Origin of the sequence: Proteus sp. G2673, from assembly GCF_009915125.1 — a bacterium.
Classification (GTDB): Bacteria; Pseudomonadota; Gammaproteobacteria; order Enterobacterales; family Enterobacteriaceae; genus Proteus; species Proteus penneri.
Genome location: NZ_JAABLT010000009.1, coordinates 38,146 through 64,127 on the forward strand (window position 1 = coordinate 38,146; position 25,982 = coordinate 64,127).

At 36.4% G+C, this 25,982-nt stretch carries 22 protein-coding genes; 14 read left to right on the forward strand and 8 right to left on the reverse strand.

Annotated elements, in window-relative coordinates; all coding sequences use genetic code 11:
• The first annotated feature begins 9 nt into the window (after positions 1-9).
• From GWI59_RS04985 to GWI59_RS05000, 4 genes are read left to right on the forward strand one after another with little or no spacing between them, the layout of a single operon-like run.
• Complete coding sequence (locus GWI59_RS04985) at positions 10-501, forward strand: fimbrial protein (RefSeq protein ID WP_109848355.1); 492 nt, start codon at positions 10-12, stop codon at positions 499-501.
• Between the two features lie 25 nt (positions 502-526).
• The gene (locus GWI59_RS04990; protein WP_082147392.1) at positions 527-820 is read left to right on the forward strand and encodes a helix-turn-helix domain-containing protein; all 294 of its coding nucleotides are present in this window, start codon (positions 527-529) and stop codon (positions 818-820) included.
• Entirely contained in the window at positions 801-1,793 is a 993-nt protein-coding gene (locus tag GWI59_RS04995) for a fimbrial protein (protein WP_109848354.1), read from the forward strand. Before GWI59_RS04990 ends, GWI59_RS04995 begins: the two co-directional genes overlap by 20 nt.
• Positions 1,794-1,829: 36 nt before the next feature.
• Positions 1,830-2,126: a helix-turn-helix domain-containing protein gene (locus GWI59_RS05000; protein WP_072065127.1), complete on the forward strand. Its 297-nt coding sequence runs from the start codon at positions 1,830-1,832 to the stop codon at positions 2,124-2,126.
• Positions 2,127-2,222: 96 nt separating this feature from the next.
• Here the strand turns inward: GWI59_RS05000 and GWI59_RS05005 are convergent, their stop codons facing one another.
• The gene (locus GWI59_RS05005) at positions 2,223-3,695 is read right to left on the reverse strand and encodes an anion permease (protein ID WP_109400198.1); all 1,473 of its coding nucleotides are present in this window, start codon (positions 3,693-3,695) and stop codon (positions 2,223-2,225) included.
• A gap of 1,058 nt (positions 3,696-4,753) precedes the next feature.
• On the opposite strand from GWI59_RS05005, the gene GWI59_RS05010 reads away from it, so the two are divergent.
• Genes GWI59_RS05010 through GWI59_RS05030 form a run of 5 tightly spaced genes read left to right on the forward strand, consistent with a single transcriptional unit; the run spans position 4,754 to position 10,792 of the window.
• Positions 4,754-6,421: an acyl-CoA synthetase FdrA gene (locus tag GWI59_RS05010; RefSeq protein ID WP_072065125.1), complete on the forward strand. Its 1,668-nt coding sequence runs from the start codon at positions 4,754-4,756 to the stop codon at positions 6,419-6,421.
• Between the two features lie 12 nt (positions 6,422-6,433).
• Complete coding sequence (locus GWI59_RS05015) at positions 6,434-7,699, forward strand: DUF1116 domain-containing protein (RefSeq protein WP_006534051.1); 1,266 nt, start codon at positions 6,434-6,436, stop codon at positions 7,697-7,699.
• Positions 7,700-7,741: 42 nt separating this feature from the next.
• The gene (locus GWI59_RS05020) at positions 7,742-8,569 is read left to right on the forward strand and encodes a DUF2877 domain-containing protein (RefSeq protein ID WP_072065123.1); all 828 of its coding nucleotides are present in this window, start codon (positions 7,742-7,744) and stop codon (positions 8,567-8,569) included.
• 47 nt (positions 8,570-8,616) lie between these two features.
• The gene (locus GWI59_RS05025) at positions 8,617-9,522 is read left to right on the forward strand and encodes a carbamate kinase (RefSeq protein ID WP_109400195.1); all 906 of its coding nucleotides are present in this window, start codon (positions 8,617-8,619) and stop codon (positions 9,520-9,522) included.
• A 25-nt stretch (positions 9,523-9,547) separates the two neighbouring features.
• A complete protein-coding gene (locus GWI59_RS05030; RefSeq protein ID WP_006534048.1) occupies positions 9,548-10,792 on the forward strand; it encodes an MFS transporter in 1,245 nt (414 codons plus the stop codon).
• A 58-nt stretch (positions 10,793-10,850) separates the two neighbouring features.
• Here the strand turns inward: GWI59_RS05030 and allS are convergent, their stop codons facing one another.
• The 6 genes from allS to GWI59_RS05060 form a co-directional block, all read right to left on the reverse strand.
• On the reverse strand, positions 10,851-11,765 hold the full coding sequence (allS, locus tag GWI59_RS05035) for an HTH-type transcriptional activator AllS (protein WP_006534047.1): 915 nt from the start codon (positions 11,763-11,765) through the stop codon (positions 10,851-10,853).
• A gap of 354 nt (positions 11,766-12,119) precedes the next feature.
• The gene (locus GWI59_RS05040) at positions 12,120-12,941 is read right to left on the reverse strand and encodes a CPBP family intramembrane glutamic endopeptidase (protein WP_161670804.1); all 822 of its coding nucleotides are present in this window, start codon (positions 12,939-12,941) and stop codon (positions 12,120-12,122) included.
• Positions 12,942-13,259: 318 nt separating this feature from the next.
• Complete coding sequence (locus tag GWI59_RS05045; RefSeq protein WP_109400192.1) at positions 13,260-14,195, reverse strand: phosphatidate cytidylyltransferase; 936 nt, start codon at positions 14,193-14,195, stop codon at positions 13,260-13,262.
• Positions 14,182-14,904: a lysophospholipid acyltransferase family protein gene (locus GWI59_RS05050; RefSeq protein ID WP_072065119.1), complete on the reverse strand. Its 723-nt coding sequence runs from the start codon at positions 14,902-14,904 to the stop codon at positions 14,182-14,184. The genes GWI59_RS05045 and GWI59_RS05050 overlap by 14 nt, the downstream gene beginning before the upstream one ends.
• A gap of 3 nt (positions 14,905-14,907) precedes the next feature.
• Positions 14,908-15,570, reverse strand: a complete 663-nt coding sequence (locus tag GWI59_RS05055) for a CDP-alcohol phosphatidyltransferase family protein (protein ID WP_161670805.1) — start codon at positions 15,568-15,570, stop codon at positions 14,908-14,910.
• A gap of 941 nt (positions 15,571-16,511) precedes the next feature.
• Positions 16,512-17,147: a response regulator transcription factor gene (locus GWI59_RS05060; protein WP_109400190.1), complete on the reverse strand. Its 636-nt coding sequence runs from the start codon at positions 17,145-17,147 to the stop codon at positions 16,512-16,514.
• 466 nt (positions 17,148-17,613) lie between these two features.
• Here GWI59_RS05060 and GWI59_RS05065 point away from each other — a divergent pair, with 466 nt between their 5' ends.
• The gene (locus GWI59_RS05065; protein ID WP_161724146.1) at positions 17,614-18,609 is read left to right on the forward strand and encodes a LacI family DNA-binding transcriptional regulator; all 996 of its coding nucleotides are present in this window, start codon (positions 17,614-17,616) and stop codon (positions 18,607-18,609) included.
• Between the two features lie 29 nt (positions 18,610-18,638).
• On the opposite strand, the gene GWI59_RS05070 is transcribed toward GWI59_RS05065, so the two are convergent.
• Complete coding sequence (locus GWI59_RS05070; RefSeq protein WP_161724148.1) at positions 18,639-20,105, reverse strand: glycoside hydrolase family 32 protein; 1,467 nt, start codon at positions 20,103-20,105, stop codon at positions 18,639-18,641.
• 272 nt (positions 20,106-20,377) lie between these two features.
• On the opposite strand from GWI59_RS05070, the gene GWI59_RS05075 reads away from it, so the two are divergent.
• From GWI59_RS05075 to htpG, 4 genes are all read left to right on the forward strand, one after another.
• Positions 20,378-21,325 carry an aminoimidazole riboside kinase gene (locus tag GWI59_RS05075; protein WP_072065114.1) on the forward strand — a complete coding sequence of 316 codons (948 nt, stop codon included), beginning with the start codon at positions 20,378-20,380 and terminating at the stop codon, positions 21,323-21,325.
• Between the two features lie 232 nt (positions 21,326-21,557).
• On the forward strand, positions 21,558-22,469 hold the full coding sequence (rarD, locus tag GWI59_RS05080; RefSeq protein WP_109400187.1) for an EamA family transporter RarD: 912 nt from the start codon (positions 21,558-21,560) through the stop codon (positions 22,467-22,469).
• A gap of 122 nt (positions 22,470-22,591) precedes the next feature.
• On the forward strand, positions 22,592-23,779 hold the full coding sequence (gene purT, locus GWI59_RS05085; protein ID WP_109848347.1) for a formate-dependent phosphoribosylglycinamide formyltransferase: 1,188 nt from the start codon (positions 22,592-22,594) through the stop codon (positions 23,777-23,779).
• Positions 23,780-24,039: 260 nt separating this feature from the next.
• Positions 24,040-25,923 (forward strand): molecular chaperone HtpG, encoded by a 1,884-nt coding sequence (htpG, locus tag GWI59_RS05090; RefSeq protein ID WP_072065111.1) that lies wholly within the window; start codon positions 24,040-24,042, stop codon positions 25,921-25,923.
• Positions 25,924-25,982: the final 59 nt, after the last annotated feature.

Below are 25,982 nucleotides of genomic sequence, written 5' to 3' on the forward strand. Positions count from 1 at the left end.
AGAAATAATATGAAAACCACGATCTTTTTATTTTTGTTTTTTTCATCTATGGCCATGGCTAGCTCAGTTAATATCAATATTTATGGAAAAGTAACTATATCTCCTTGTGTGATCGAGAATAAGAACTATTTAATCGACTTTAAAAAAGTAAATATTAGAGATTTAAAAAATAATCAGAACACAGATTGGATCAATTTTTCAATAAAACTAAAAAATTGTCCAATAAGCACACAAAAAGCGACGCTAACGATAGCGGGAACAGCAGATCCTAATAATGGAAATTATTTTATTAATAATGGAACTGCAAAAAATATCGCACTAAATTTAGTTGAAAATAGAAATAAAACCATAATAAAGAATGGTAGTAAATTAGAGGCGATAATTAACAGTCAAACAAAAATGGCAGAATATCCATTAGCGGCAAGGTTAATTAAAACCGGTGATGGAATAAGTACGGGAACATTTAAAAGTCATCTTGAGTTTACATTAATTTATAATTAAAAACTACTTAACCTAGGAGTGGAAAGTGATTAATCGCTATCCAGTATCAAAAGCAATAGGTAGAAAAATTACTTATTATAGAAAAATGAAGGGGATTTCATTAGACGAATTGGCTGCACTAATTGGAGTTAGCCAACAACAACAATCAAGATATGAAAGAGGAGTTAATAGAATTAATCTGGATAGGCTTAATCAATATGCAGAAATATTTAATATTCATATAAAAGATTTTTTTATTTTGGATGAAAAAGATGATTATGAAATTAAAACTATCCTGTTAAAAAAGAGTGAGGCTAAAAATGGAAAATATAATAATTAAGCCATTATTATTAGGTGGAATATTAATTTACTCTGCTTATTCTACAGCGGCATGTATACAAAATCCAAATTACAATAATGTGATAGTTGATGTACCAAATCGTGTTTTTAATATTCAACATGATGATTTGACGACAAGAACACTTGCTACAATTACACTTAATTATAGGCCGGCTAATATAACTTCATTTAAAGGAAATAGTGGTGAGTGCGGAAGAAATGCTTTTATTAAAGGTGATTTTATTAATGGATGGATACCTAATTCTAATCGGATAGCAGCAACTAATATTCCAGGAATTGGAATAAAAGTAAAAATGAATAATATGGGTTATATCAATCTTAAATATACTGGCGCTAACCAGCCTAGCAATGCAATTATAGAGAAATTTCAGATTATTAACCCTGCTTGGACGGTGGAAATAATAAAAACAGGCAGGGTAACTCAATCGGCCGTATTAAAGGGCGGAAATTTAGCACGAATGATACAACATAATACTTTACCTGCTAATCACCAATGGATTTTATCAACATTAAGAATTCCAGTTGGTGCAATAAAAGTAAATTCTTTAAAATGCACAACAAAATCAGATAACTATAATATAAGTTTAGGAACTTGGTACGATACACAATTTAAAAATATTGGAGATGTGAGTCAAAATGTTAATGTTCCTATTACGTTGAGTTGTGCCGCTGGAACAAATATTAAAGCAACGGTGACAAGTAGTGCAGGATATATTGATGCAAATACAGGAAAATTAAATTTATCGGGTTCTAACCGTGCAACAGGTATTGGCATCCAAATAGTTAATAGTAATAACAATCCAATTAAATTAAATACAAAGCTTAATTTACAAAATAATGTTCCTTCTGGTGATTATATTTTTAACTGGAAGGCGCGTTATATTAAGACCGGCAATAAAATAACTGCAGGTACAGCAAATTCAGTCGCAACAGTCAATATTTTATATGAATAATATATTGTATTTTATTTGTTTATGAGGACGTTTGCTATGAACAAGAAAATATCAAAATTAGTTGGAAAAAAGATCCGAAGTCTGAGAGAGATGTATTGCATGACTGGGGATGAACTCGGTGCATTACTTGGTATTAGTCAACAACATCAATCACGTTATGAAAATGGGGAAACGAACATTCACGCTGAAACGCTCTATTGTTTATCTTATTTTTTTGATGTTGAACCTGAATACTTTTTAAGTGATTTGCTTATTGAAGATAATAAGCTTGAGAAAGATAAAATCGATAGTAAAAAGAATCGCTACATGGCTGAAGTGCTATTTATACAATGAAGCTTTTTTAAAATAATGCCTAAGATGTGACTCATCATTTGAATAATGGTGTGATCACGAATACTTAGGCATTAATATATTTTGGGAAATTTATTCCTACCAATACCCCAATACTTTCCACCATACGCTGCCAAGCGTGATCCAGATGATAAGATTAACTACACTCATTACAAAGCCTGTTTTCCACCATTCACCTAATGTGGCATAACCTGAACCAAAAATAATGGGCGCCGTACCTGTACCATAATGTGTTAATGACATCATTAATGAAGATGAGAATGCCAAAATCAGCCCTAATAACATTGGTGGTGCACCAAGGGCTAAACCTGCAGCATAAAAGGCGGCAAACATTGCCGTAATATGCGCGGTGGTACTGGCAAAGAAATAGTGAGAATAAACGTAAATTAGTACCAGTAATATCATGCCACTGACCCAACTTATTCCCATACTATCAATACTTGCCCCAACACTGAGTGACAACCATTTAATTAATCCTAATTTTCCTAAGAAGGATGCCATCATAACTAATGCAGAGAACCAAACTACGGTATCCCATGCACCTTTATTTTTTAAAATATCATCCCAGTTTAAAACGCCTGTACATAATAAAATCGACAAACCAATAAATGCTGCTGTTGTTGCATTAATGCTAAATCCATCACCAAATAATAATGCTGGGACACCAGCCCACATAATTAATAATAAGGCGAAGACGGCAAGGGTTATTTTTTCAGGTAATGAAATAGGCCCTAATTGCGCTAAACGCTCTTTAGCAAAATGAGGAGCATTCGGGGTACTGGTTATTTCAGGTTTATAAAGAAGATAGATAACAATTGGCATTAATATTAATGAAACAATAGCGGGCACAAACGCAGCAATTGCCCACATAGACCAACTAAGCTCATGTGTAGGATCAGTTTCACTGATAATTAAACTTACAATAAGTGGGTTAGGGGCGGTTGCCGTAATAAACATGGCAGAAGTAATTGGATTTATATTGTAGTTCACTAAAGAGAGGTAACGACCTATTTTACCACTTGTACCATCTTCTACTTTAGAGTTAAAACTGTCTGAAATTGAACGCATAATTGGGTGAATAATACCACCACCCCGTGCAGTATTACTTGGCGTTACTGGTGCTAATATTGTTTCGGCAATGGCTAATGAATAGGCTATTCCAATCGTTTTTTTGCCAAATAGTGAAATAAAATAATAACCAATTCTGGCACCAAGCCCAGTTTTATTTAGGCTCATAGAGACCATAATGGAAATACCAATTAACCAGATAAGATCATTGGAAAAACCACTTAATGCATCACCGATAGCAGCTTTAGTTGAATTTGGATTAGTAACACCTGTAACAGCCACTAATGCAATAGCAATAATAGAAACAGCACCGATAGGAAGTGCTTTACCGATAATAGCAGCGATAGTACCGACAAAGAGTGCTAATAAATGCCAAGCATTGGGGTCAACACCTTGTGGTACGGGGATAAGAAACCAGATAATGAGGGTAATAGAAACGGCGATTAATGTAGAGATGGGACGTAATGGAGTTAATTTATTCATCAGGTTATTCCATTAAGTTGCAGGTTAAATAAATAATCAGAAGTAAAAAGTAAAGTTAATAAGTATTTTATTAAAGATAATCTTATTAACATATTATTAAATATTCATTGACTGGTGTCATAAAAACAAAATTATTTATTAACTTAATTTTAAAATAAGCAGGTTTATGTAACTTAATGTTATTAAAATATAGGGTGATTATAATGTTATTAACAATGGATGAATAATCGGAAATAATATTTTCTACTATTTTTTGACGTAATATCGGCACCTGAAACAATTCAGTAAAATATTGAAAATAACTTAATAGGTGATACACAATGAATGGTCTCTACTATTTTTGAAAGTCATTGGGTTGCTGATTTATTGTTTTGCATAATATTTTTCAACGCTATTTTGCCAAAACAATTAAGATGTAACTAAGTTAACTTTTTTAAAAGAATAAGCTATACAGTTTGTCTGTGAATGTTTTACTAACAATATGAAATTAAGCATTTAATTTAAAACTATTAAGCAGTAACTTAAATCATAAAATTTATATTCTTTTTATTTTAAATCCATGTTAAATACAAGGTTTTATCTTATGGATTTAAATGAAATTAAAAATAATGGATAATTTAAAAAGTTAAAATAAAAATATAGTTTTTTTATTTGTTGATAATAATTTCTTACTATTGTATGTTATAAAATTGTAAATCCAATATCGTTTATATTTGTTTTACATAAGCTTTTTATTACAAAAAATGTTTCTTTGTTGTTAAATTTATCTCTTTGTTTTTAGGTTCTATTCCTGAATTAATAAACTTTTCTCATCATAATTTATTTAATAAATACCGTTCGATTAAATAAAAATTTTTTACAATAAATAAGTGTGACTTCTGTCACTCTACTTTTCAATATTTCTTCAGTATGTTTATACGCAGAGATTAGAAATTAATAAATCAGACATTTATTTATATTGCTTAATAATTTAAGCAAATAGGCTTCTTATTATCAAAAAAACGAAATGCAAATAGATATGTGCTATTACATATATTAAATGCGTTAAGGATATCATAATGATCCATGCTTTTATTAAAAAAGGGAGCTTTCAGGATTCAGTAAGCCTGATGATTATTTCCCGAAAATTAAGTGAAGCCCCAGAGGTGGAAGAAATTTCCGTCATGATGGGAACACCAGCGAATAAATCTCTTCTCGATGTCACCGGTTTCTGGCATGACATGTTTAACGAAGCAACACCGAATGACATTTGTGTTTCGATTAAAGCGGAATCAGACGATCCTGCCATTATCGATATGATTTCTACGGCATTAGAAGAAGCTCTTGCAGAAATTGCAAGTGGTCAAAAAGGTGGTAACAAATTAACGACAGTACGTAGCTGGCGTACTGCTAAACAAAAAAGCACTAATGCCAATATGTTACTTATCTCTATTGCTGGTGAATATGCCGCGGAATTGGCTGACACGGGCTTAGAAGATGGTTGTAACGTTATGCTGTTCTCTGACAACGTTTCTATCGCAGATGAAAAAGCATTAAAAGAAAAAGCAGCTGCAAAAGGTCTGATTGTGATGGGACCTGACTGTGGTACGGCAAATATTGCAGGAGCTCCTCTTGCTTTCGCTAACATTGCACCGAAAGGCTCAATTGGTATTGTTGGCGCATCAGGGACAGGTATTCAAGAAATTACCTCTCAAATCGTTTTACAGCGCCAAGGTATTTCTCATTCAATTGGCCTAGGTGGTCGTGATTTAACAGAGCAAATTGGTGGTATCAGTGCGATCACTGCTATCAATATGTTGGCGGCAGATCCTAATACGCGTGTTATTGCTTTTGTTTCTAAGCCACCAGCGCCTGCTGTTCGCCAAAAAATTATTGCCGAAATGAAACGCCATAATAAACCGATTGTGGCGCAATTCTTAGGTACAACACCTGAGAAATTCCAAGACGACAATATCTATTTTACTCGCACGTTAGATGAAACGGCGCGCATTGCGGCTGAATTAGCACGTGTTGAAGATATCGCAGCGGAATTACCAAAAGTTACAGGTAAGAAAATCATTGGTCTTTATGCCGGTGGTACGTTAGCGGCTGAATGCGCCATGTTGTTATCTGAAAAACTTAATGTTGAAGTCGATAACGAGCATAAACAAGGCACGATGCTAGATGCTGATGGTCACAAAATCATCGATATGGGTGATGATTTTTATACACAGGGTAAACCACACCCAATGATTGACCCATCTACTCGTAACAAATTTATCAGTGAGCTAAGTAATAAAACAGAAGCTGGCGTGTTACTGGTTGATTTTGTTATTGGTTATGGTGCAACTCAAGATCCTGCCGGCGCGTTAATTCAAGAAATCAAAAAACTGAATGAAAAACGTGGCGAAGCTAATCCATTAATCACCATCGCAACGATCACTGGTACTGAAGACGATCCACAAAACCGCAGCGAACAGCAAAAACAGCTAAAAGAAGCGGGCATTATTGTCATGGATACGTTGCCAGAAGCGGTTTTATTAGCAAAAGAATTAATCCAGCCACATCCAGCAGAAGCACATGCTGAAGTGCCACCACTGCTTAACGGGATCTCTGTGATCAACGCAGGATTACGTAGCTTTGCAGACGATCTGCAATCAAGTGGCACCCCTGTTGTGCATTATCAGTGGGCACCTGTCGCAGGTGGCAATAAAAAACTGGCTGAAATATTAAAGAAATTGAAATAAGGAATTGCAGATATGTACTCAACTATCGAACAAGCGAATGAAGCAGTTATCGAACGTATCCGTGAAGCCCGTCCTCACTGGTGTGATGTTAGCTTAGCAAAAGAAGTTGTTCCTGTTTTAGAAACGGGTAAAAAATTACTTCACGCAGGTCCACCAGTAACTTGGGGTGAAATGAGTGGTCCTGTTCGTGGTGCATGTATCGGTGCTTCTTTATTTGAAGGCTGGGCAGAAACGGAAGAACAAGCATTAGCGATGTTAGAAGCAGGGGAAATCGAGTTTATTCCTTGCCATAACGTGAATGCAGTAGGCCCAATGGGTGGTATTACTTCTGCTCATATGCCAATGCTGGTTATCAAAAATCACATTCATGGTAACTACGCTTACTGCAACATGAATGAAGGTATCGGTAAAGTGATGCGCTTTGGAGCTTATGGCCCTGATGTGCAAGAGCGTCTACATTGGATGCAAAAAAGCTTAGCGCCAGTATTAAAAGCAGCGATTGCCACTTTCGAAAATGGTATTGACCTGACTGCAATTATGGGTCAAGCAATTACTATGGGTGATGAATTCCACCAACGTAATATCGCAGCTTCAGCCCTGTTACTGCGTCAATTGGCACCAGTATTAAGTACATTAGATTTTGAAGATGCTGAAATCACAAAAGTGACTAAATTCCTGAGTATTACAGATCAGTTCTTCCTGAACTTAGCAATGGCTTACTGTAAAGCGGCGATGGATGCAGGTGCTCAAATCAAGCAAGGCACTATCGTTACTGTTATGACCCGTAATGGTAGCAACTTTGGTATCAAAATCAGTGGAATGGGCGACCAATGGTTTACTGCCCCAGTAAATACACCACAAGGTCTGTTCTTCTCTGGTTTTAGTCAAGCAGATGCAAATCCAGATATCGGTGACAGTGCAATTACTGAAACTTTCGGTATTGGTGGCGCAGCAATGGTTGCCGCACCGGGTGTAACACGCTTTGTTGGTGCATCAGGTGGTATGGATGCAGCACGTGAAGTGACTGAAGAAATGGCTGAGATCTACCTTGCTCGTAACATGATGTTGCAAATTCCAACTTGGGATTTCCAAGGTGCATGTTTAGGATTAGATGCTCGTCGCGTTGTTGAAACGGGTATTACACCACTGATTAACACGGGTATTGCACATAAAGAGCCGGGTGTTGGCCAGATTGGTGCAGGTACTGTACGCGCACCTTTAGGTTGCTTTGAAAAAGCGATTGTTGCATTAGCAGAAGAGTTAGGCATCGATGCTTAATCGTGCTTTGTAACGATAAATCACAGCAATAAAGGGGGCATTATGCAAATTCAAGCACTTCAAACCAGCCAGCATATCACTGACTTTGAAGGTGAGATTAAATGTGTGGGCATTTATGATCATGCTTTGAATTTCATTTGTCCTCAACAACGCTTAATCACTTTTCATCGCGAAGGAAGAGGATTAAGCCCGATGGGATGGTTATTGAAACAAGATGATTTCGATTATTTTGCTAAACAGTGCCATCCCTCGGTCATGATGAGTCTAAAAGATCATCAAGCCATACTTGCAAATAAACTCACTCTACTCGCAGGTCAGAGAGAGGATTTACGTTTACAAGATAAAGCGGAACTAGATTTGCGTTGGTTAGAAAGTTTTTTTTCTCTGCTCTCACCCTCGATTGCGACAGGGTTATATGGGCCATTAAAAAATTATCGCCAAATCGCGCAACTTAATGAAATTAAATTATTAACTAAGCTATTTCATAATCAGTTATTAGGCAATGCTGTTAACTGGGCTATTTTTACAGGGAAAGGCCCCGGGTTAACACCAAGCTCAGATGATATGCTGGTGGGTATGTTATTTGCGCATTATTTAGCAGAGCCAGAAAATAAACTTAATAATTTTTTTTATAACACACCGCCTTTATCTGAATTGACCACCGTTGTCAGTAAGCATTATTTGGAATATGCCACCCAGGGAATATTTTCTACCTATCTCATTCAACTAGGTAAAAAAATAAAGAATAAAGAGATTATTTTTAAGGATATGTTGGAAATACTCTCTATTGGTCATCATTCCGGTGCAGATACATTACTGGGATTATGGATTGGTTACCAAACTAAAAAACAACAACAGCATATTTATTAATTTTTTTTAATAAAAGAATTTATATAAACATTCGGATACGGATAATTATGAAAACAATTGTTATTGCTTTAGGCGGAAATGCATTATTGCAACGCGGAGAAATTTTGTCTGCTGAAAATCAATATAAAAATATTGAATTGATGTCAGAGACAATTAATAAATTAGCTAAAGAGTATCGTGTTGTATTAGTACACGGCAATGGGCCTCAAGTTGGATTGCTTGCACTACAAAACCTGGCATATCAAGCTGTTCCAGCCTATCCGTTGGATATTCTAGTGGCTGAAAGCCAAGGTATGATTGGTTATATGATGATGCAAAAAATTAATCAAAATAACCCAAATCAAGCTATTACAACGGTAATGACACGTGTTTCTGTTGATATTAATGATGAAGCATTTAACGATCCAAGTAAATTTATTGGCCCTATTTATGATGAAGCTGATAAAGAAGAATTAATTGCGAAGTATCAATGGACATTTAAACAAGATGGTAAACATTACCGCCGTGTTGTGCCATCACCAACACCGAAAAAGATTATTGATATCGAAGCAGTAAGACTTTTATTAGATAAAGGTCATATTGTTATTTGTGGTGGTGGTGGCGGTATTCCAGTTAACAACACAAATAATGAATTTATTGGTAGTGAAGCGGTTATTGATAAAGATTTAACAGCGGCTTTAATTTCTCGTGAATTAAATGCAGAACACTTTGTTATTTTAACAGAGGCTGATGCTATTTATAAAAATTGGGGTACACCAGAACAAGCTGCAATTCGTGAAGCAACACCAGAAGAACTTGCACCAATGGCTGTCGCTGATGGCGCAATGGGACCAAAAATTATGGCGGTGAGTGATTTTGTTAATGCAACAGGGCAACAAGCTCATATTGGTGCATTACAAAATATTCAACAAGTTATTGAAGGTCAGTCTGGCACTTTAATTTATAAGTCTTAATAAAAATTCTTTCAGGAGCGTCATTATGAACGATGCACAAGTGAATGAGAAAGGCAAAGTCCCTTATTGGGTCAAACTGACCATTATCTTCTTCTTTGGTTGGATTGCACTTTATGGTAGTCGCGCCATTGTCGGCCCATTAATGGTAAATATTGGTGCTGAGTTTGATCTTACTAAAGCTCAACTTGGTTCTATCATGAGTATTTTCTTTATCGGATATACTGCACTCAATATTCCATCAGGCATGATTGGTGACTATTTAGGTAAGAAAAAAGTATTAGTAACAGGTGTTGTGCTCTTTGGTGGGTTCACCATTATTGCGGGTATGATGCCAACTTACGTGACCTTTATGTTTGCATGGGTCATGGTGGGGATCTTCCAAGGCTTCTATTATGGTCCTCAGTATGGCTTATCTTCAGAAGCGATACCGAAACATCGTATTACGCTAGGTAGTGCGATTATTAATAGTGGTATGGCATTTGGTCTGTCTATTGGTTATTACATCTCAAGTATTTCTGTGGGTGAGATGGGAATGAGCTGGCGTGCGCCGTTCTATATTATCGGTGTGCCAATTATCATTATTGGTTTGGTGATGTTATGGATCATTAAAGATAAACCCAAAGCACAACCTGCGACAGAAGCTGGCGCACCAAAACAGAAAGTTAAACTGACATTTAAAGATTTATTTGGTAATCGCAATATCAACCTTGCGTATGTCACTATCTTCTGTTCAATCTATGGTTTCTTTGTATTAGTCACTTGGTTACCGTACTACTTAGAAACTGAACGTGGAATTACAGGGACACAAATTTCAACTATCGCATCATTAATGCCGTGGTTTGCTATTCCTGGTTCACTTCTTTTTAGCTGGGTTTCAGATAAAATTGGTCGTCGTAAACCGGTATTACTGATTATGTTACCGTTGTCATTAGTCGCTATTTTGGCTGTGCCAATGTCAGAATCAATGCCTGTGTTAATTGGTGCGCTGATCCTTTATGGTATTGTAGGTAAAATCAGTACAAACCCAGTATTAGTTGCTGTAGTTGCTGATAACTCACCACGACATGCGTTAGGTACATCGTTTGGTGTTTATAACTGTATTGGTATGTTGGGTTCGGTTTTTGCGCCAACACTAACGGGTTTCTTATCAGATAAAACAGGAAGTATGGACTCAGGTTTCTACTTTGCCGCTATTCTGATTTGTATTGGTATTGTGGCAAGCCTCTTTATTAAAGAAAGCAACAATAATAAAGAAGAAGCAAAAGCGTAATTCTTTATTCAGATAATTACTGAATTAGCAGCAAAAGGGCAAACTTCGGTTTGCCCTTTTAATTTAAAGGATCGTAAAACGATTGCACGCTGGGATGATTTTGCTTAAATAATTCCACTAAATAACTGACTACCGCACCTTTTTTATCTTCACACCAAGCTAAAGAAAGTGGTGAATTATGACGACGATTTCTTACTTCTTTGGCAATTAGCTGCCCACTATCAATAAGTGGTTTGCACAAACTTAATGGTAAAAATCCGATACCGACGCCTTTTAAATGACAGGCTAATTTGGTGTGTAAATCAGGAACGCGAATTTCGTGCTGACCCGATAAGCGCCATGCTGTACGTTTAGAAAGATGGCGAGACGTATCCTCGACGTTTACTGCAGAATACATACGCATTTGATCATCACTTAATACACCACTGATATTGGCTAAAGGATGATTAGGCGCGACAACAAATTGCCATTGAATTTCGCCCATAGCACATATGTTAATATTATTCTTAAGGGATTCATTACCCGTCACACCGATAGCAAAATGATAATCTTCGTTAATAAGCGCATCCCAAACCCCCATATAGACTTGGCGAGTAATATGAAATTGGGTAGACGGAAAACGTTGATGAAGACAAGCCAACATACTGGCAACAGCAGTGCGATCATAGAGAAGATTATTAATGACAATATTGACCTGATGTTCGACACCTGCGTTCATTTGCTGAAGTTCCACAGGCATTGACTCTAACCATACAATCCATTGGCGACATTTCTCTAATAGATATTCACCCGCAGGCGTGAGTGTCACGGTTCTTGTGGTGCGATTAAAAAGTTGGGTGCCGATATTTTCTTCTAATGTTTTTATACGGTAACTAATCGCAGCTGATGTCTTGTGAAGAACATCTGCTGCTTTGGTAAAACTTTGGCAATCGGCAACCTGAATAAAGGTACGGATCATTTCTTGGTCTAACATATCTTTTGTCCTGGTAATAAGAGAGGCAAAATATCAGCAGAGAATGCTGAATTTAAAAAAGCAAATAGAGCAAAGCTTACCTATTTTTTCTTAGGTCTATACCGCAAAGTAAGACAACTTCTTATCGTGTTAATGGATGTTATTATTTTTGACTTATTGTTGTTTGCCGTATGAAGTTTTGATTATTTATAGATAAGCGATAGAGCATACTAACAAAAATTTCACCAGATGATGGGCGCAAATAAGAGTATCTGTGTTCTATTTATGTGATAGCTTTCACGTTTCACTTATCCTTTTACTGATGAAGTTAAGATATCAGTAAAAGGCAGTGAAGATCAGAATAAAAAATAGAGATCACGCTATTTTAAATGGGTAAGTAAAAAAGAGCAGGTGAGTCAGATTAAGCGCAAAGTGAAATAGCGTTGAAACCCAAAGCCGACCACTCCACATCCAAGCTAATCCATAAATAACACCTGCCAACGAAGCGAAAATAACTAATAGTATTCCTCCTGCAATGTGCGCAAGGCCAAAGATTATCGCTGCAATTAATAGCGCAACATAAGGAGGAAGGTAACGTGATAAGGTTTGCTGAATAACACCTCTAAATAATGCTTCTTCAGCAAGTGATACAAAAAAGAGGTTTGCGAGAATAAATGCAGGTAACCATGATGGTAAATGCAATTCAATTGCTAATCCTCCCAGTTTTACAGCGATTAATAGCAATGCAGGAATAGCAATAATTAGTATTGCCCACTGTAATTTATTTGCTTTTTTTAATGGTTCGCAAACAAAAAGCGTAGGAATAAAGATCAGAAAAATAAAAGGTAATAATGCTTTATCGGCATTGAAATAAAAAGAAAAAGGGGCGCTTTTCATCCCTATAATGGCATGTGAAAGGTAGCGTAAATTGTTAAAACCAGGAATAAGATGAAAGGCTAAGCCACTAGCAATGATAATAAGAGCAAAAATGATAATTGCCCGAAGCAGTGGTTGTGTTTTATAACGGGAATAAGCAAATGTTAATAACAGAATACTAAAGATAATCGGCAAAGTTTGCCATGTAATAACATCTGTTATAAACGCGCTAAGTGCTGTAAAAATGAGTGTAATAAATGCAATAGTGCGATTAAAACCCAAAAATAACAAAGAAAAAGCAAGAAGTATCCAAGTGATCATAATTTTAAAGGAGCTAAAATGAAAAGGAGCGCTAGGGTAAAAGATAGCAGCCTTCTAGGCTATCATTATAAATAAAATAGTAGAGAAAGCAGACCTCTTTATTCACAATGTTTTTATTTAATTATTTGATTTATATGTAAAATACTTAGTATTGATTTTTAATCTAAAATTAAAACAAATGTTTAATTTATATAATGATTGTCAATTTGTGATATTGAATTAGTATGAGAAAAAAGATGAGTATAAAAATGCCGATAGTTTTAATATCGGCATTTTAGTCTATATAGGATAGTTTACTTTTGATTAAACAAAGTAAAACTAAACGTAAAAATAGCGAATAACATGGAAGAAAATAGGGGCTGCAAAACAGAGGGAATCCATTCTATCCATCATGCCACCATGACCTTCTATCATTGTGCCAAAGTCTTTTACACCACTGTCTCTTTTTATCGCTGACATACATAAACCACCAGCAAAACCCGCCAATGTAATAACTAAAGAGAGTAAAAATGCTGCCCACCATGAGAAAGGCGTTGCCCACCACAACATCATACCAATAAGACTAGCCGAGATAATGCCGCCGAAAAAACCTTCGACTGTTTTATTTGGGCTTAATTTAGGCACGATAGGATGTTTGCCAAATAATTTACCAAAGACATATTGGAGTACGTCAGAAACTTGTACCACAATCATTAAAAAGAGCAGTAGGTTAATATTACGACCTTCAAAACCTTCAATTGGCAACATTAATAGTGCAGGAGCATAACTCAGGCAATAAATGGCTATCATTACACTCCATTGCACTTTTGCCATACGCTCTAAGAAATGGCGGGTATCACCTGAAAGTGCCATGCGTGTTGGGATTAATAAGAAGGCGTAAACAGGGATAAATACCGCCATTAAGTTATACCATTGCACGCCAACAAGAATGTATTGGAGAGGCAATATAACGAAGAAACACCAGAAGAGCGCTTCATGATCGCCACGATGTGTGGGGGTTAAGGTGATAAGTTCGCGTAATGCAAGCCATGAGATAATAGCAAATAGGATGACAGATCCGATTGCCCCAATCCCTATTGCAACACCTGCAATAATACACATTACCCACCATGCGTTGATCCTTGAATTAAGATTTTTGATAGTGGATGTTGGGCCTTTTACTGCCGCTAAAATAGCGCCAATAATGCTGGCGATAATTAAGAAAGAGAAGAGTCCGATAAATATCCAGAGGACTTCGTTATTAATACGTTCCATTGTGTAGCTCCTCTAACGCATTTTTTGCTCTTACCAGAAACTCTTGTTTACTTTCATTTTCATGAGTTGATCCAATAGGGGCACCAAAAATTGCACTACAAATAACGGGAACAACTAAGCGAGAGCCTTTAGGTAGGACTCGATTTAAGTTTTCCAGATAAATAGGGACTAATTGCACATTCGGATTTTTACGAGAGAGATGCCAAAGTCCCGCTTTAAAATCTTGAATTGATTCGCCATTACCTCGAGTACCTTCTGGAAAAATAATTAAAGAATCCCCTCGGTCTAAAATTTCTTGCATCAGAGCAAGTGCATTGGTTTTATTTGGTGCAGATGATGCCGAGTCATTAGCGGGTTGTTTTACAACCTCTTCGCAAGAATTTTCTTCTTGTGGAAAATTCATTTTGGCAGCATGACGAGGGATAAGAATGGCTCTAAAGATACGACGAGATAAATAACGACGTAAGCGGTTTTTATTCCAATAATCTTCAGCGGCAACTGGATGAACATAAGGGCGAATATTGGGCGAAAGACAAGACCAAATAACTAAGCCATCAAGATGGCTAGAGTGGTTAGCGTAATAAATGCAAGGTGTATCTTTTGCAATAGGTGAGGTTTGTTTAGCGCGAATACCTGTTAAAAATCGACAAATAGAGACTAAGACGGATGATACCACTTTTGCATCGAAAGCAAGTTTTCCATTTTTCATTAATCAGACACCTTGTGCTAAATCCCGTAAAATTCGACGGGTTCTGAAAATTGTGGTCAGCGTTGAACCTAAAATAATAATCCATAATGAAATAAAAAAGAGCCATATTCCCCAAAGACTGGGAATAAATGCAGCAATAACAGCAACAGAGGTTAATAATGCCATTCGGTGTTGTTTTGCCATTGGGCCTGTAAATTGTTGCTCTAACCCACAAGCTCCACCTAATACGCGAACATAAGCGGTCATTACTGCAAAAAAAGCCCCCACCCAACTCAACGTAATGGCCATAGAAAAGTCAGGAGATAACCCATAACCAACACCCAAAATAATTAAAGTATCGGCAATTCTGTCTGGTAATTCATTATAAACAGCACCTACAGGGCTTTTCATACCTCCTTCGACGGCAACCATACCATCTAATAAATTACAAATGAGGCGACCTTGGATCATGATCGCGCCAAGGATCAGTAAGATTGAGCGTAATAATCCAGATGTGTAAAAGAGAGCACAAAAAAGTGATAAGGCTGCAAGTAATGCAAATACGACGCTAAATACGGAAATACCGTTTGGGGTTGCTCCTTTTTGTTGTAAGTAGCGACTACACTTTGTGGCCCAGTTTGTTTGCCTTGCTTTTATAGGACGGCGGTTTTTATCTTGAGCGTTCATTTTTCTTTTTAAAAAGCGAGTTAGGAGGGTATAGCATAAAGGCATTTGGACAAAGTGAGAATAAGAATAAACGTATAAGTTTGTCTTATGTTTTTTTGTGTGGATTAATTTATTCTTGTTATGCTCTTATTAAGATTATAAAACAATCATTAATATTCATTTGTTTTTATAGGTGTTAATACTTGTTCACAACTAGTATATTATACTTACATAAGACGATCATTTAATGATATTCTTTATTTGACTGTTATTAAGTAAAAATAATAAATGATGTATTACATTAATTAAACTATAAAGAGAATAAATTTCTTAAGTAAAATTGAGTATAAATGGAAATACTTATTATTATTTCTTATTTTACAGTTTAAATAATTACAATTAAAACGTTTTGGTTAGAATTTTCTTATAAAGAAACTCTTTTTTAGAGCTAAAATCAAAACGCATAAATAGTCTTTAAATGGGTATAAAAAAGAGACGAGGATTTCTTTTGTGTTATTTTTTAATCATTAATAATTTTCTTCGTGAAATAAGAATAAAGAAAATGAGAAATTAAAAAATAAGAATAATCATCTTTATAACAAGTAAAAAATGATTTATATCAAATTAATGCTTTCATCTTTTCTTGTGTTTCTATTATTAATAAAGAAAATCATAATAGTTATTAATAATAGAGATTATGAAAATGAGATATACGAGTGTTTTAAATTGAAATTAAACTACCCCTAATGAAAGGGGGCATCAAAATAAGTTGCCACCCTTTATATCGTAGAATGGTGTCTAACGTATTAATTATTCCCATATTAGGTGTAATTCATCCAAAATAGAATATTTTTAGAAGTACAGCTTTCTCTCATTAATAAAAGATAATGAAAGTTAAACAGGTCATATCGTTATATCGCTAGATAATACAACCTATTGATAAATAGAAGTCACATTGTAAATTAGTTTGTTCTTAAGTCATATTTCTTAAAGAAATCATATTCTTGAACTAATTGTGGTAGTGATCTTATTCTCAATTTTGTATACATGTTTGAACGATGTACTTCAACTGTTCGAGGCGATAGCGAAAGTTTTTCTGCTGCTTCTTTACTCGTATTTCCTTCAAGGATCATCTCCATAACCTCTTTTTCTCTATTAGATAACTTACTAAATTTATCTTTTAGAGATATATATGTTCGGAATTGCTCAACTTCACTTTCATAATGTAGAAAAGATTCCGAGACAATATTAAGAAGTTCATTCACATTTAGAGGACGAGTTAAATATTCAAAAGCTCCTGATTTAAATGCGTTACGACAACTTTCAATGGAACTATCCCCAGAAATAATAATTATAGGGATAATGTTTTTCAATTTGTTGAGTTCTTTAATCAGTGCAATTGAGGGGGCTGCACTGCTTTTTGTATTAATTATGATGCACTCTTTATGAGCTCCTTTTGTCGATGAAAAATAGTATTTTAAGAAGGCCTGTTCATTTGAATAGGTTTTCACATTAGCCGCTAAAGAAGAAAGAACAGCTTTAAGTTGAACTTTTGTACTGTCCTCTTCAAAAGTGATTAAGTGGATTATTGATTCCATATGTTGCTCCTGATTTTACTTTGCTCTTACACTAAAAGTGAATGAGTAACGAAATTTGACTAATTTATAAGTTTTTTGTGTAGGGTAACATCCATGCAACGGAGCTATATTCAGAATATATCAAATTAAAAATGGTTAATACTTCTGTATTATATTATAGATAAAATATCAGAACTTTGTTTTGTTTCAATATTTGTATTTTATAGATAAGAATAATTAATTTCTATAATGAAGGGAGAAATAACTATTATTAATTGTAACTAAGTTTTTTCTAGTAAGTGATTTTAACTATATTAAACTCAATTGATAAGTAAAAAAATAATATATTTAGGTGTCTTTTTATGAATTAATTAATAGTCGCAGGTGGTTACAATACAACTCCCTTTGTGGCTTTTTGACTTTACTTCTTGTAAAATAGTACTTTATTTCTATTGACCCTTTTTAATAAACCAATCGAGCCAATACTATGGCGTCACTGAAAGATGTAGCTCGACTTGCATCCGTTTCTTTGATGACAGTCTCAAGAGCGATTAATAACCCTGAGTTATTAAAACCAGAAACACTGAAGCAAGTCCAAGATGCGATTGATCAACTTAACTATGTTCCAGATTATTCTGCACGAAAAATTCGTGGACAAGGAACAAAAGTATCATCAATTGGTGTTCTAGCAATTGATACCGCAACGACACCATTTTCGGTGGAAATGATTTTATCGATAGAACAAACTGCAAGAGAATTTGGTTGGAGTTCATTTGTTGTCAATTTGACTGCACAAGATTGTTATGAAAATGCAATTTGGCAACTTTTGGCTCAACGTCCAGATGGTATCATCTATACCACTATGGGGTTGCGTGAAATCACTGTACATGAAAAGTTGTTTGATAAGAATTTAGTGCTAGCAAACTGCTTGGATAAAACGCACGCTTTTCCAACTTATATTCCCGATGATTATCATGGGCAGTATTTTGCGATGAAAAAAGTCATCGAAAAAGGGTATCGCCGTCCTTTGTGTTTTTATATACCTGAAGAGTCAGTTGCAGGCCCTATTCGTCGTAAAGCGGTCGAAGATGCTTGGCTAGAAGCTGGGTTGCCATTGGCTGATCTGCAACAATATACGATGATAATTGGAGATGAGCACTATCGTGATGTGATTGAAATATTGAAAAAGCATTGTGTTCATCAAAAAGCTGACTTTGATATTCTCATTTGTGGTAATGACCGTATTGCATTTTTAGCTTACCAAGTTTTACTTTCTATGGGGTTACGTATTCCAGAGCAAGTAGCTGTTTTGGGATACGACAATATGATTGGTACAGGAGAGTTGTTTTATCCACCATTAACAACAGTACAACTTCCTCATTATGAATTAGGTAAAGAAGCGACATTGCATATCATTCAAGAAAGAAACCATAGAGATATCGTACACGTACCTTGTCAATTAGTTGAACGTGAGTCTATTTAAAGACTCACGTCTTACTTATCTTCTCAATATCAGTAAATACTATTTAGTTGCCAATATTCACCATTAATCAGTGTTGCATCACCATTCATAGCAAAAAGATGTAAAGCTTGGATATCTTGTTGAGCATAATATCGACTACTAAGGGTGAATTCCCCTTTATTTACAAAGGCTTCAATTGATGAGCGATCAATAAAAATACGTAAATTTAATTCACAACCTTCAGGTAATGGAATGCTTCTAGCCCCACTTATATTATGCTGAGGGTAATGACGATTAAGCACTAAACGATTTGATTGATTATCTACAAAAAGCTCGAGTCCTTCACCTAGCCATAAGCCAAATTTCTCGGCTTGGCTGTCTAAAGACCATGTTAAATCGAGTTCGATAGCTGATGTGTTATCAATCAACTCTATAGATTGATGGCTTAATGTGAGAGGTTTAATGGTGTTTTTTTCTTGGCGTAATGATTCAATTTCTTTGACTGGCACCATACGTAAACGATTTTTGCTCTTATCAAAGGTAATTTCGCGAGGCAATGTGAAGCAACCAGCCCAAAACTCTGCTTTTGATGGCATGGGTGAATTCCACATATCCATCCAGCCCATAGAAACACGACGACCATCAGGAGTCATAAATGATTGTGGCGCGTAATAGTCATGGCCATTATCAAGTTCAATAAAGTGTCCTTGTGGTTTAAACGGTTGATTTGGTGACCACTTGCCAATTAATGCACCTGATTGAAAGAGGTTGCGATATTGATAGCCTTCAGCACGTTTTCCTTGTGGTGAGAAGACGATTGCAAATTCATTTTCTTGACTAATAGGAAAGAAATCTGGGCACTCCCACATATAGACATTTTTATCATCTGTTTTTCCTAAAACAGTGTAATCATTGTTCCACTGCTGGCCTTCGACAAATAAATTTTCGCTAGAGAAGAGTAGGACTTGTCCTTGATCTTTTTCATCACGCGCACCAACAACCATCCACCATTTACCTTCTTGATACCAGACTTTAGGATCACGAAAGTGCATATAGCCTTTAGGGGGTTCTAAAACGATGCCTTTTTTCTCAAAATGAATACCATCTTCACTGATAGCAACACATTGTGCTTCATAGATTTGGCTATCATCCCCTTCGGCGGCTAACCAATTGTGTCCTGTATAGAAAAGATAGAGTTTGCCTTCATGGCTAATGGCTGATCCTGAGAAACAACCACTTTTGTCGTACTCATCTCCCGGCGCTAACGCGATGGGTTGGTGTTGCCAGTGTATCATATCGGAGCTAGTGGCATGTCCCCAATGCATTGGCCCCCAATCTTGAGAATAAGGATGGTGCTGATAAAAGGCATGATATAAACCATCATGATAAATAAGACCATTAGGGTCATTTAACCAACCCGCAGGCGCAGCTAAATGAAACTGGGGATAAAATTTATTGCCTCGTTTTTCAATCAAAGTATTTAAGGCGTTTGTTGATTGTTCTAAGCGGTGTTTCATATCATTATCCTTATTCTATTTTAGAGTTATTAGTGTGTTTTTAAGAGCACAGAAAAGGTAAAGAACAGACTAATCACACTATTACTCTTGTTGTTAACGATAACATTTAGAGCGAAAAAAATACGATGCATGAGATTGACTTTATCATATTATCTTATTATGTTAACGTTATCAGTGTGGATTTACGAGCAATATCTTTACTTATTCGTTATGAATAGTCATAAAAACAGAATATAGTTAAGAAAAATAATTGCTTATCTTCAGGAGAGATTATGAAAGTCTGGTCTTTAGGTGACGCTGTTGTTGACTTGATCCCATTGCAAAACATGCAATATGAAGCATGCGCTGGTGGCGCGCCTGTCAATGTTGCTGCGGGCGTCGCTAAGCTTGGTCAACAAAGTGGTTTTATTGGACGTGTAGGTGAAGATGCGTTCGGCCATTTTATGCAAAAAACATTGTTTGACCTGGGGGTCGATACTCGCGCAATGGAATTTGATGAGTTTCACCGTACCAGTACTGTTCTTGTCTCTTTACAAGAAAATGGTGAGCGTGATTTTACTTTCTTAGTTGCTGAGTCTGCTGATCAATTTTTAACGGAAAAATCTTTACCTGCGTTTGAAAAAGATATTTTGCATTTTTGCTCTTTAGCATTAGTGAACTCGATTTGTCGCTCAACTTTGGATACGGCGATTAAGAGTATTAAAGAAACGGATTCATTGCTGAGTTTTGATATTAATTTACGCCCTCAAATGTGGCGTGATCACGAAGAAATGCGCGAAGTTATCGATAATTATGCGCATAAAGTTGACATATTAAAATTATCAGAAGATGAGCTTACGTGGATGACACAAGAAGTGACATTGAATAATGCCCTTAAAAAATTAGAAGATTATCCCGCGCGTTTAAAAGTGATCACCCAAGGCTCTAAAGGTTGTTTAGTTTTAACGCCAAATACTCAAATCGCATTGAGCGCTTTTACCGTTGAGTGTGTAGATACTACAGGGGCTGGTGATGCCTTTATGGCTGGTTTATTAGCGGCGGTGGCAGAATATGGTTTTGCAGAAGATGAGCAATATTTATCGAAAATAGTGACGCAAGCGGCGGCTTGTGGTGCTTTAGCCACAACTCAAAAAGGGGCGATAGCCGCGGCACCAAGTCGTAAAAAATTACGTGATTTTGTTCAGCAGCAACCACCTTTACATGTTAGGGAGATTTTCTAACAACTTACCTATTTTTTCTGGTTGTGGTTTTTACCACGGTTTTCCCTTAATGGTATTTTCCAACTCTCCATTTATAACTACTTTTCTCGGCGTCGTTATTTGTGGAGATTTTTTTTATCTTGTCTATGTCATCGTACTGATGTTTGATCAATCAGCGATGCTGATCATATTGTTCTGTCTATTTTAAGCGTATGATATTAAACCTTATTGACTTTTATTGATGGAACATTAAATGTGGGCTCAATCGGGCGCAGTATTAGCCATTTTTTCTTATATTCTTTGGGGAATAACGCCACTGTTTTATCGGCTGTTACCCGGAGCGCAACCGTTAGAAATGTTGGCTCAACGCTTGATCTGGTCTATCCCTCTTTTATTACTCGTACGACTCTTTATTAAAAATAGGACACGATGGCGCGTTGTTTTGCAGGATAGGCGCTCTATTTTTATGTGCCTATTTAGCTCAATGGCCATGGCCGTTTCTTGGTGTACATTTACCTATGCATTAACACATCAACAAGTATTAGAAGCGAGCTTGGGATATTTTATTAATCCACTTTTCTCTATTTTATTAGGTGTCATCTTTCTTAAAGAACAGCTTAATCTAGCAGAAAAATGGGCTGTTACCTTAATTTGTGCCGGAGTGGGGTATCAATTGTGGATGTACGGTGAATTACCTGTACTCGCTATCATGATGGGGGGCGCATTTGCTGTATATGGTTTGATCCGTAAGTTTATTCGTTTTGATGTGATCACTTCTTTATTTATGGAAACACTCTGGTTAATGCCATTAGCAATAGGCGTGACCATTTGGTTGTTTATGACAGATAAAAGCGCGCTACCTTCTGCAGATAATCTGACTCGTTTTTATTATGTTTTAACCGCACCTGTTACCATATTGCCATTATTGTTTTTTACTGCAGCTGTGAAACGAACGACGTTAACCGTTATTGGACTAGCGCAATATATAGAACCTACTATTCAATTTTTACTAGCTGTTTTCTTATTCCATGAAGCTTTTGATGAAGTTAAAGGTGTCAGTTTTTCTCTAATTTGGCTGGGGCTTTTATGCTGTATCTTGGCACTTATCCGAAAACGTCTTAATTATCTAAAAATCCAAAAAGGAAAACGCAGCCAAATTTTGTAATGGTTTTCTTTCTTCGATTGATTATTTTTGCCTGCCTATTTTTCTATCAAGTAAAATCCGTTATGCTACGCAAATGCAATCGTTTGCGTCATTGGGTTTTTGATAAATAGTGAGGATGAAGAATGACTGTGTTGGGTACGGCTCTTACCGCTAATGCAACAAAAGTAATGCTATTAGGTGCAGGTGAACTGGGTAAAGAGGTGGCGATTGAATGCCAGCGCCTAGGTATTGAAGTGATTGCAGTTGATCGCTATCCCAATGCACCCGCGATGCATATTGCACATCGCCATCATGTGGTGAATATGCTTAATAGCAATGCATTAAAGCTCATTATTGAACAAGAGCAACCTGATTTTATTGTTCCTGAAATTGAGGCGATAGCAACTTCGTTATTGGTTGAATTAGAACAAAAAGGGCAAAAAGTTGTTCCTTGTGCCCGTGCCGTAAAACTCACAATGGATAGAGAGGGGATCCGTCGTTTAGCTTCAGAAACATTACTTTTACCAACATCAAATTATCAATTTGTCGATGATGAAGTGAGTTTTAAAAAAGCCGCTTTAGATATCGGTTTTCCTTGTATTGTCAAACCTGTTATGAGCTCGTCGGGGAAAGGGCAAAGTGTTATCCGTAGTGAAAATGATTTAGCACATGCTTGGGCCTATTCTCAAGAGGGCGGACGAGCAGGAAAAGGGCGTGTCATCGTTGAGAAAATGATCCCGTTTGATTTTGAGATCACGTTATTAACTATTCATGCTGTTGATGGTATTCATTTTTGTGCTCCCATTGGTCATCGGCAAGAAAAAGGAGATTATCGTGAGTCATGGCAACCTCAAAAAATGAGTGATATAGCCCTTGCTAAAGCAGAACATATTGCGAGTAAAGTGGTAAAAAATTTAGGGGGTTATGGATTATTTGGCGTAGAGCTATTTGTGCAAGGTGATGAGGTGTTTTTTAATGAAGTTTCTCCTCGTCCTCATGATACAGGATTGGTGACGCTAATCTCACAGGACTTATCAGAGTTTGCTCTTCATGTTCGCGCTTTTTTAGGTTATCCCATTGGTGGTATTCGTCAGTTAGGTAACTGTGCTTCAGCTGTTATTTTGCCAGAGCTACATAGCTCAAATATCGTTTATTCCGGTATTGAAAAAGCGTTGAAGGCGAACCGTCAAATTCGTCTTTTTGCGAAACCTGAAATTGCCGGCTCTCGCCGTTTAGGTGTTGTGCTTGCTCATGCTGATACAATAAAACATGCATTAGATGAAGCAACTGCAGGTGCCAACGCTATTATTGTTAATGACGCTCAAAAATAGCAATGTAACACAAATATTTTCTTATTTACCGCTAAGTAAACGCTATTAACTTAGCGGTAAAATCTGGCTTCTAGCCATTGAAGTATAAATATTCTGTAATTAAAAATATTGAGAAAAGTCATTTCACATTTTTATCTCTCTTAGACCATTAATCACTTTTATTAGCTTAATTTTTTACTCGACCCTTGAAACTAGCTTAACTATCCCCACTTTTTACTCATATTGTTTTTTTCGCCAAATTAGGATTAATTGAGGTAAAAATGAGTATGAAAGGTCAGGAAACAAGAGGATTTCAGTCTGAAGTTAAACAACTTCTTCAATTAATGATCCATTCTCTTTACTCCAATAAAGAAATTTTCCTTCGCGAATTGATTTCTAACGCATCAGATGCGGCAGATAAATTGCGTTTCCGTGCATTATCAGATGCAGCGCTTTATGAAAATAACGGCGAGTTGCATGTGCGTATTTCCACTGATAAAGAAGCGCGTACTTTGACTATCAGTGATAATGGTATTGGTATGACTCGTGATGAAGTCATTGATAACCTGGGTACTATCGCAAAATCAGGAACAAAATCATTTTTAGAATCTATCGGACAAGATCAAGCTAAAGATAGCCAACTAATTGGTCAGTTTGGTGTTGGGTTCTATTCCGCGTTTATCGTTGCAGATAAAGTGACCGTACGCACTCGAGCTGCGGGCGAAAGCGCAGATAAAGGTGTTTTTTGGGAATCTGAAGGTGAAGGTGATTACACCGTTGCTGATATTGAAAAAGCTGATCGTGGTACTGACATCACACTGCACTTACGTGAAGGCGAAGATGAGTATTTAGATGACTGGCGTCTGCGTAGCATTATTAGTAAATATTCCGACCATATTTCTTTGCCTGTTGAAATTGAAACGAAAAATGAAGAAGACGGCACAGTAACGTGGGAAAAAATTAATAAAGCGCAAGCACTGTGGACTCGTAATAAAGCCGAAGTGAGTGATGAAGAGTATAAAGAGTTTTATAAACATATCTCTCATGATTTTGCTGACCCATTAAGCTGGGTACATAACCGTGTAGAAGGTAAGCAAGAGTACACAAGCTTATTATATGTGCCTTCAAAAGCACCTTGGGATTTATGGAATCGTGAACAACGTCATGGCTTAAAACTGTATGTACAGCGTGTCTTTATTATGGATGAAGCTGAGCAGTTTATGCCTAATTACCTACGTTTTATCCGTGGGTTAGTGGATTCTAATGATTTACCGTTAAATGTTTCTCGTGAAATTTTACAAGATAGTTCTGTTACACGTAATTTACGCAGTGCATTAACTAAGCGTGCATTACAGATGCTACAAAAACTGGCAGAAAACAAGCCGGAAGAATATCAAGCATTCTGGAAAGAGTTTGGTTTAGTCTTAAAAGAAGGCCCAGCAGAAGATTCATCTAACATTGAAACAATTGCTAAATTACTACGTTTTGCGTCAACGCATAACGACAGTGATGCTCAAACTGTTTCACTGGAAGATTACGTTAGCCGTATGGTGGAAGGTCAAGAAAAAATCTATTACATCACTGCTGACAGCTATGCTGCTGCGAAAAATAGCCCTCATTTAGAGCTATTCCGCAAAAAAGGCATTGAAGTATTGCTGTTATCTGATCGTATAGATGAGTGGATGATGAACTACCTGACTGAGTTTGATGGCAAATCATTCCAGTCTGTTAGTAAAGCAGATGAATCTTTAGATAAACTGGCTGATGAAGAGAAGCATGCAGAGCAAGAAGAAACAGATAAACAATTAGCTCCTTTCGTTGAACGCATTAAAACCTTGTTAGGCGACAGAGTTAAAGAGGTGAAATTAACACACCGCTTAACAGATACCCCAGCGATTGTGACAACCAGTGCGGATGAAATGACCACACAAATGGCGAAATTGTTTGCGGCAGCAGGGCAAGAAGTGCCAGAAGTAAAATATAACTTTGAGCTAAATCCAAATCATCCATTAGTGAAACAAACAGCAGAGTTAACGGATGACGCTTTATTTGCTGATTGGGTCAATTTATTACTGGATCAGGCTTTATTTGCTGAAAGAGGCTCTTTAGAGGATCCAAACCAGTTTATTCGCTTAGTGAATCAACTTTTAGTTCAAAAAGCGTAACTGTTTTCGTTTTCAAACATTTAAACCACGTTTCTTTGAAGATAGAGCGTGGTTTTTTC

Excerpts from the sequence above, each read along its gene's own strand:
- GWI59_RS05030 (WP_006534048.1), top strand. The coding sequence starts at position 9,548 with ATGAACGATGCACAAGTGAATGAGAAAGGCAAAGTCCCTTATTGGGTC.
- htpG (WP_072065111.1), top strand. The coding sequence starts at position 24,040 with ATGAGTATGAAAGGTCAGGAAACAAGAGGATTTCAGTCTGAAGTTAAA.
- GWI59_RS05005 (WP_109400198.1), bottom strand. The coding sequence starts at position 3,695 with ATGAATAAATTAACTCCATTACGTCCCATCTCTACATTAATCGCCGTT.
- GWI59_RS05040 (WP_161670804.1), bottom strand. The coding sequence starts at position 12,941 with ATGATCACTTGGATACTTCTTGCTTTTTCTTTGTTATTTTTGGGTTTT.
- GWI59_RS05075 (WP_072065114.1), top strand. The coding sequence starts at position 20,378 with ATGAAAGTCTGGTCTTTAGGTGACGCTGTTGTTGACTTGATCCCATTG.
- GWI59_RS05000 (WP_072065127.1), top strand. The coding sequence starts at position 1,830 with ATGAACAAGAAAATATCAAAATTAGTTGGAAAAAAGATCCGAAGTCTG.
- allS (WP_006534047.1), bottom strand. The coding sequence starts at position 11,765 with ATGTTAGACCAAGAAATGATCCGTACCTTTATTCAGGTTGCCGATTGC.
- GWI59_RS05060 (WP_109400190.1), bottom strand. The coding sequence starts at position 17,147 with ATGGAATCAATAATCCACTTAATCACTTTTGAAGAGGACAGTACAAAA.
- GWI59_RS05065 (WP_161724146.1), top strand. The coding sequence starts at position 17,614 with ATGGCGTCACTGAAAGATGTAGCTCGACTTGCATCCGTTTCTTTGATG.
- GWI59_RS04985 (WP_109848355.1), top strand. The coding sequence starts at position 10 with ATGAAAACCACGATCTTTTTATTTTTGTTTTTTTCATCTATGGCCATG.
- GWI59_RS05045 (WP_109400192.1), bottom strand. The coding sequence starts at position 14,195 with ATGGAACGTATTAATAACGAAGTCCTCTGGATATTTATCGGACTCTTC.
- purT (WP_109848347.1), top strand. The coding sequence starts at position 22,592 with ATGACTGTGTTGGGTACGGCTCTTACCGCTAATGCAACAAAAGTAATG.
- GWI59_RS04995 (WP_109848354.1), top strand. The coding sequence starts at position 801 with ATGGAAAATATAATAATTAAGCCATTATTATTAGGTGGAATATTAATT.
- GWI59_RS05015 (WP_006534051.1), top strand. The coding sequence starts at position 6,434 with ATGTACTCAACTATCGAACAAGCGAATGAAGCAGTTATCGAACGTATC.
- GWI59_RS05055 (WP_161670805.1), bottom strand. The coding sequence starts at position 15,570 with ATGAACGCTCAAGATAAAAACCGCCGTCCTATAAAAGCAAGGCAAACA.
- GWI59_RS05020 (WP_072065123.1), top strand. The coding sequence starts at position 7,742 with ATGCAAATTCAAGCACTTCAAACCAGCCAGCATATCACTGACTTTGAA.
- GWI59_RS05070 (WP_161724148.1), bottom strand. The coding sequence starts at position 20,105 with ATGAAACACCGCTTAGAACAATCAACAAACGCCTTAAATACTTTGATT.
- GWI59_RS05010 (WP_072065125.1), top strand. The coding sequence starts at position 4,754 with ATGATCCATGCTTTTATTAAAAAAGGGAGCTTTCAGGATTCAGTAAGC.
- GWI59_RS05050 (WP_072065119.1), bottom strand. The coding sequence starts at position 14,904 with ATGAAAAATGGAAAACTTGCTTTCGATGCAAAAGTGGTATCATCCGTC.
- rarD (WP_109400187.1), top strand. The coding sequence starts at position 21,558 with ATGTGGGCTCAATCGGGCGCAGTATTAGCCATTTTTTCTTATATTCTT.
- GWI59_RS05025 (WP_109400195.1), top strand. The coding sequence starts at position 8,617 with ATGAAAACAATTGTTATTGCTTTAGGCGGAAATGCATTATTGCAACGC.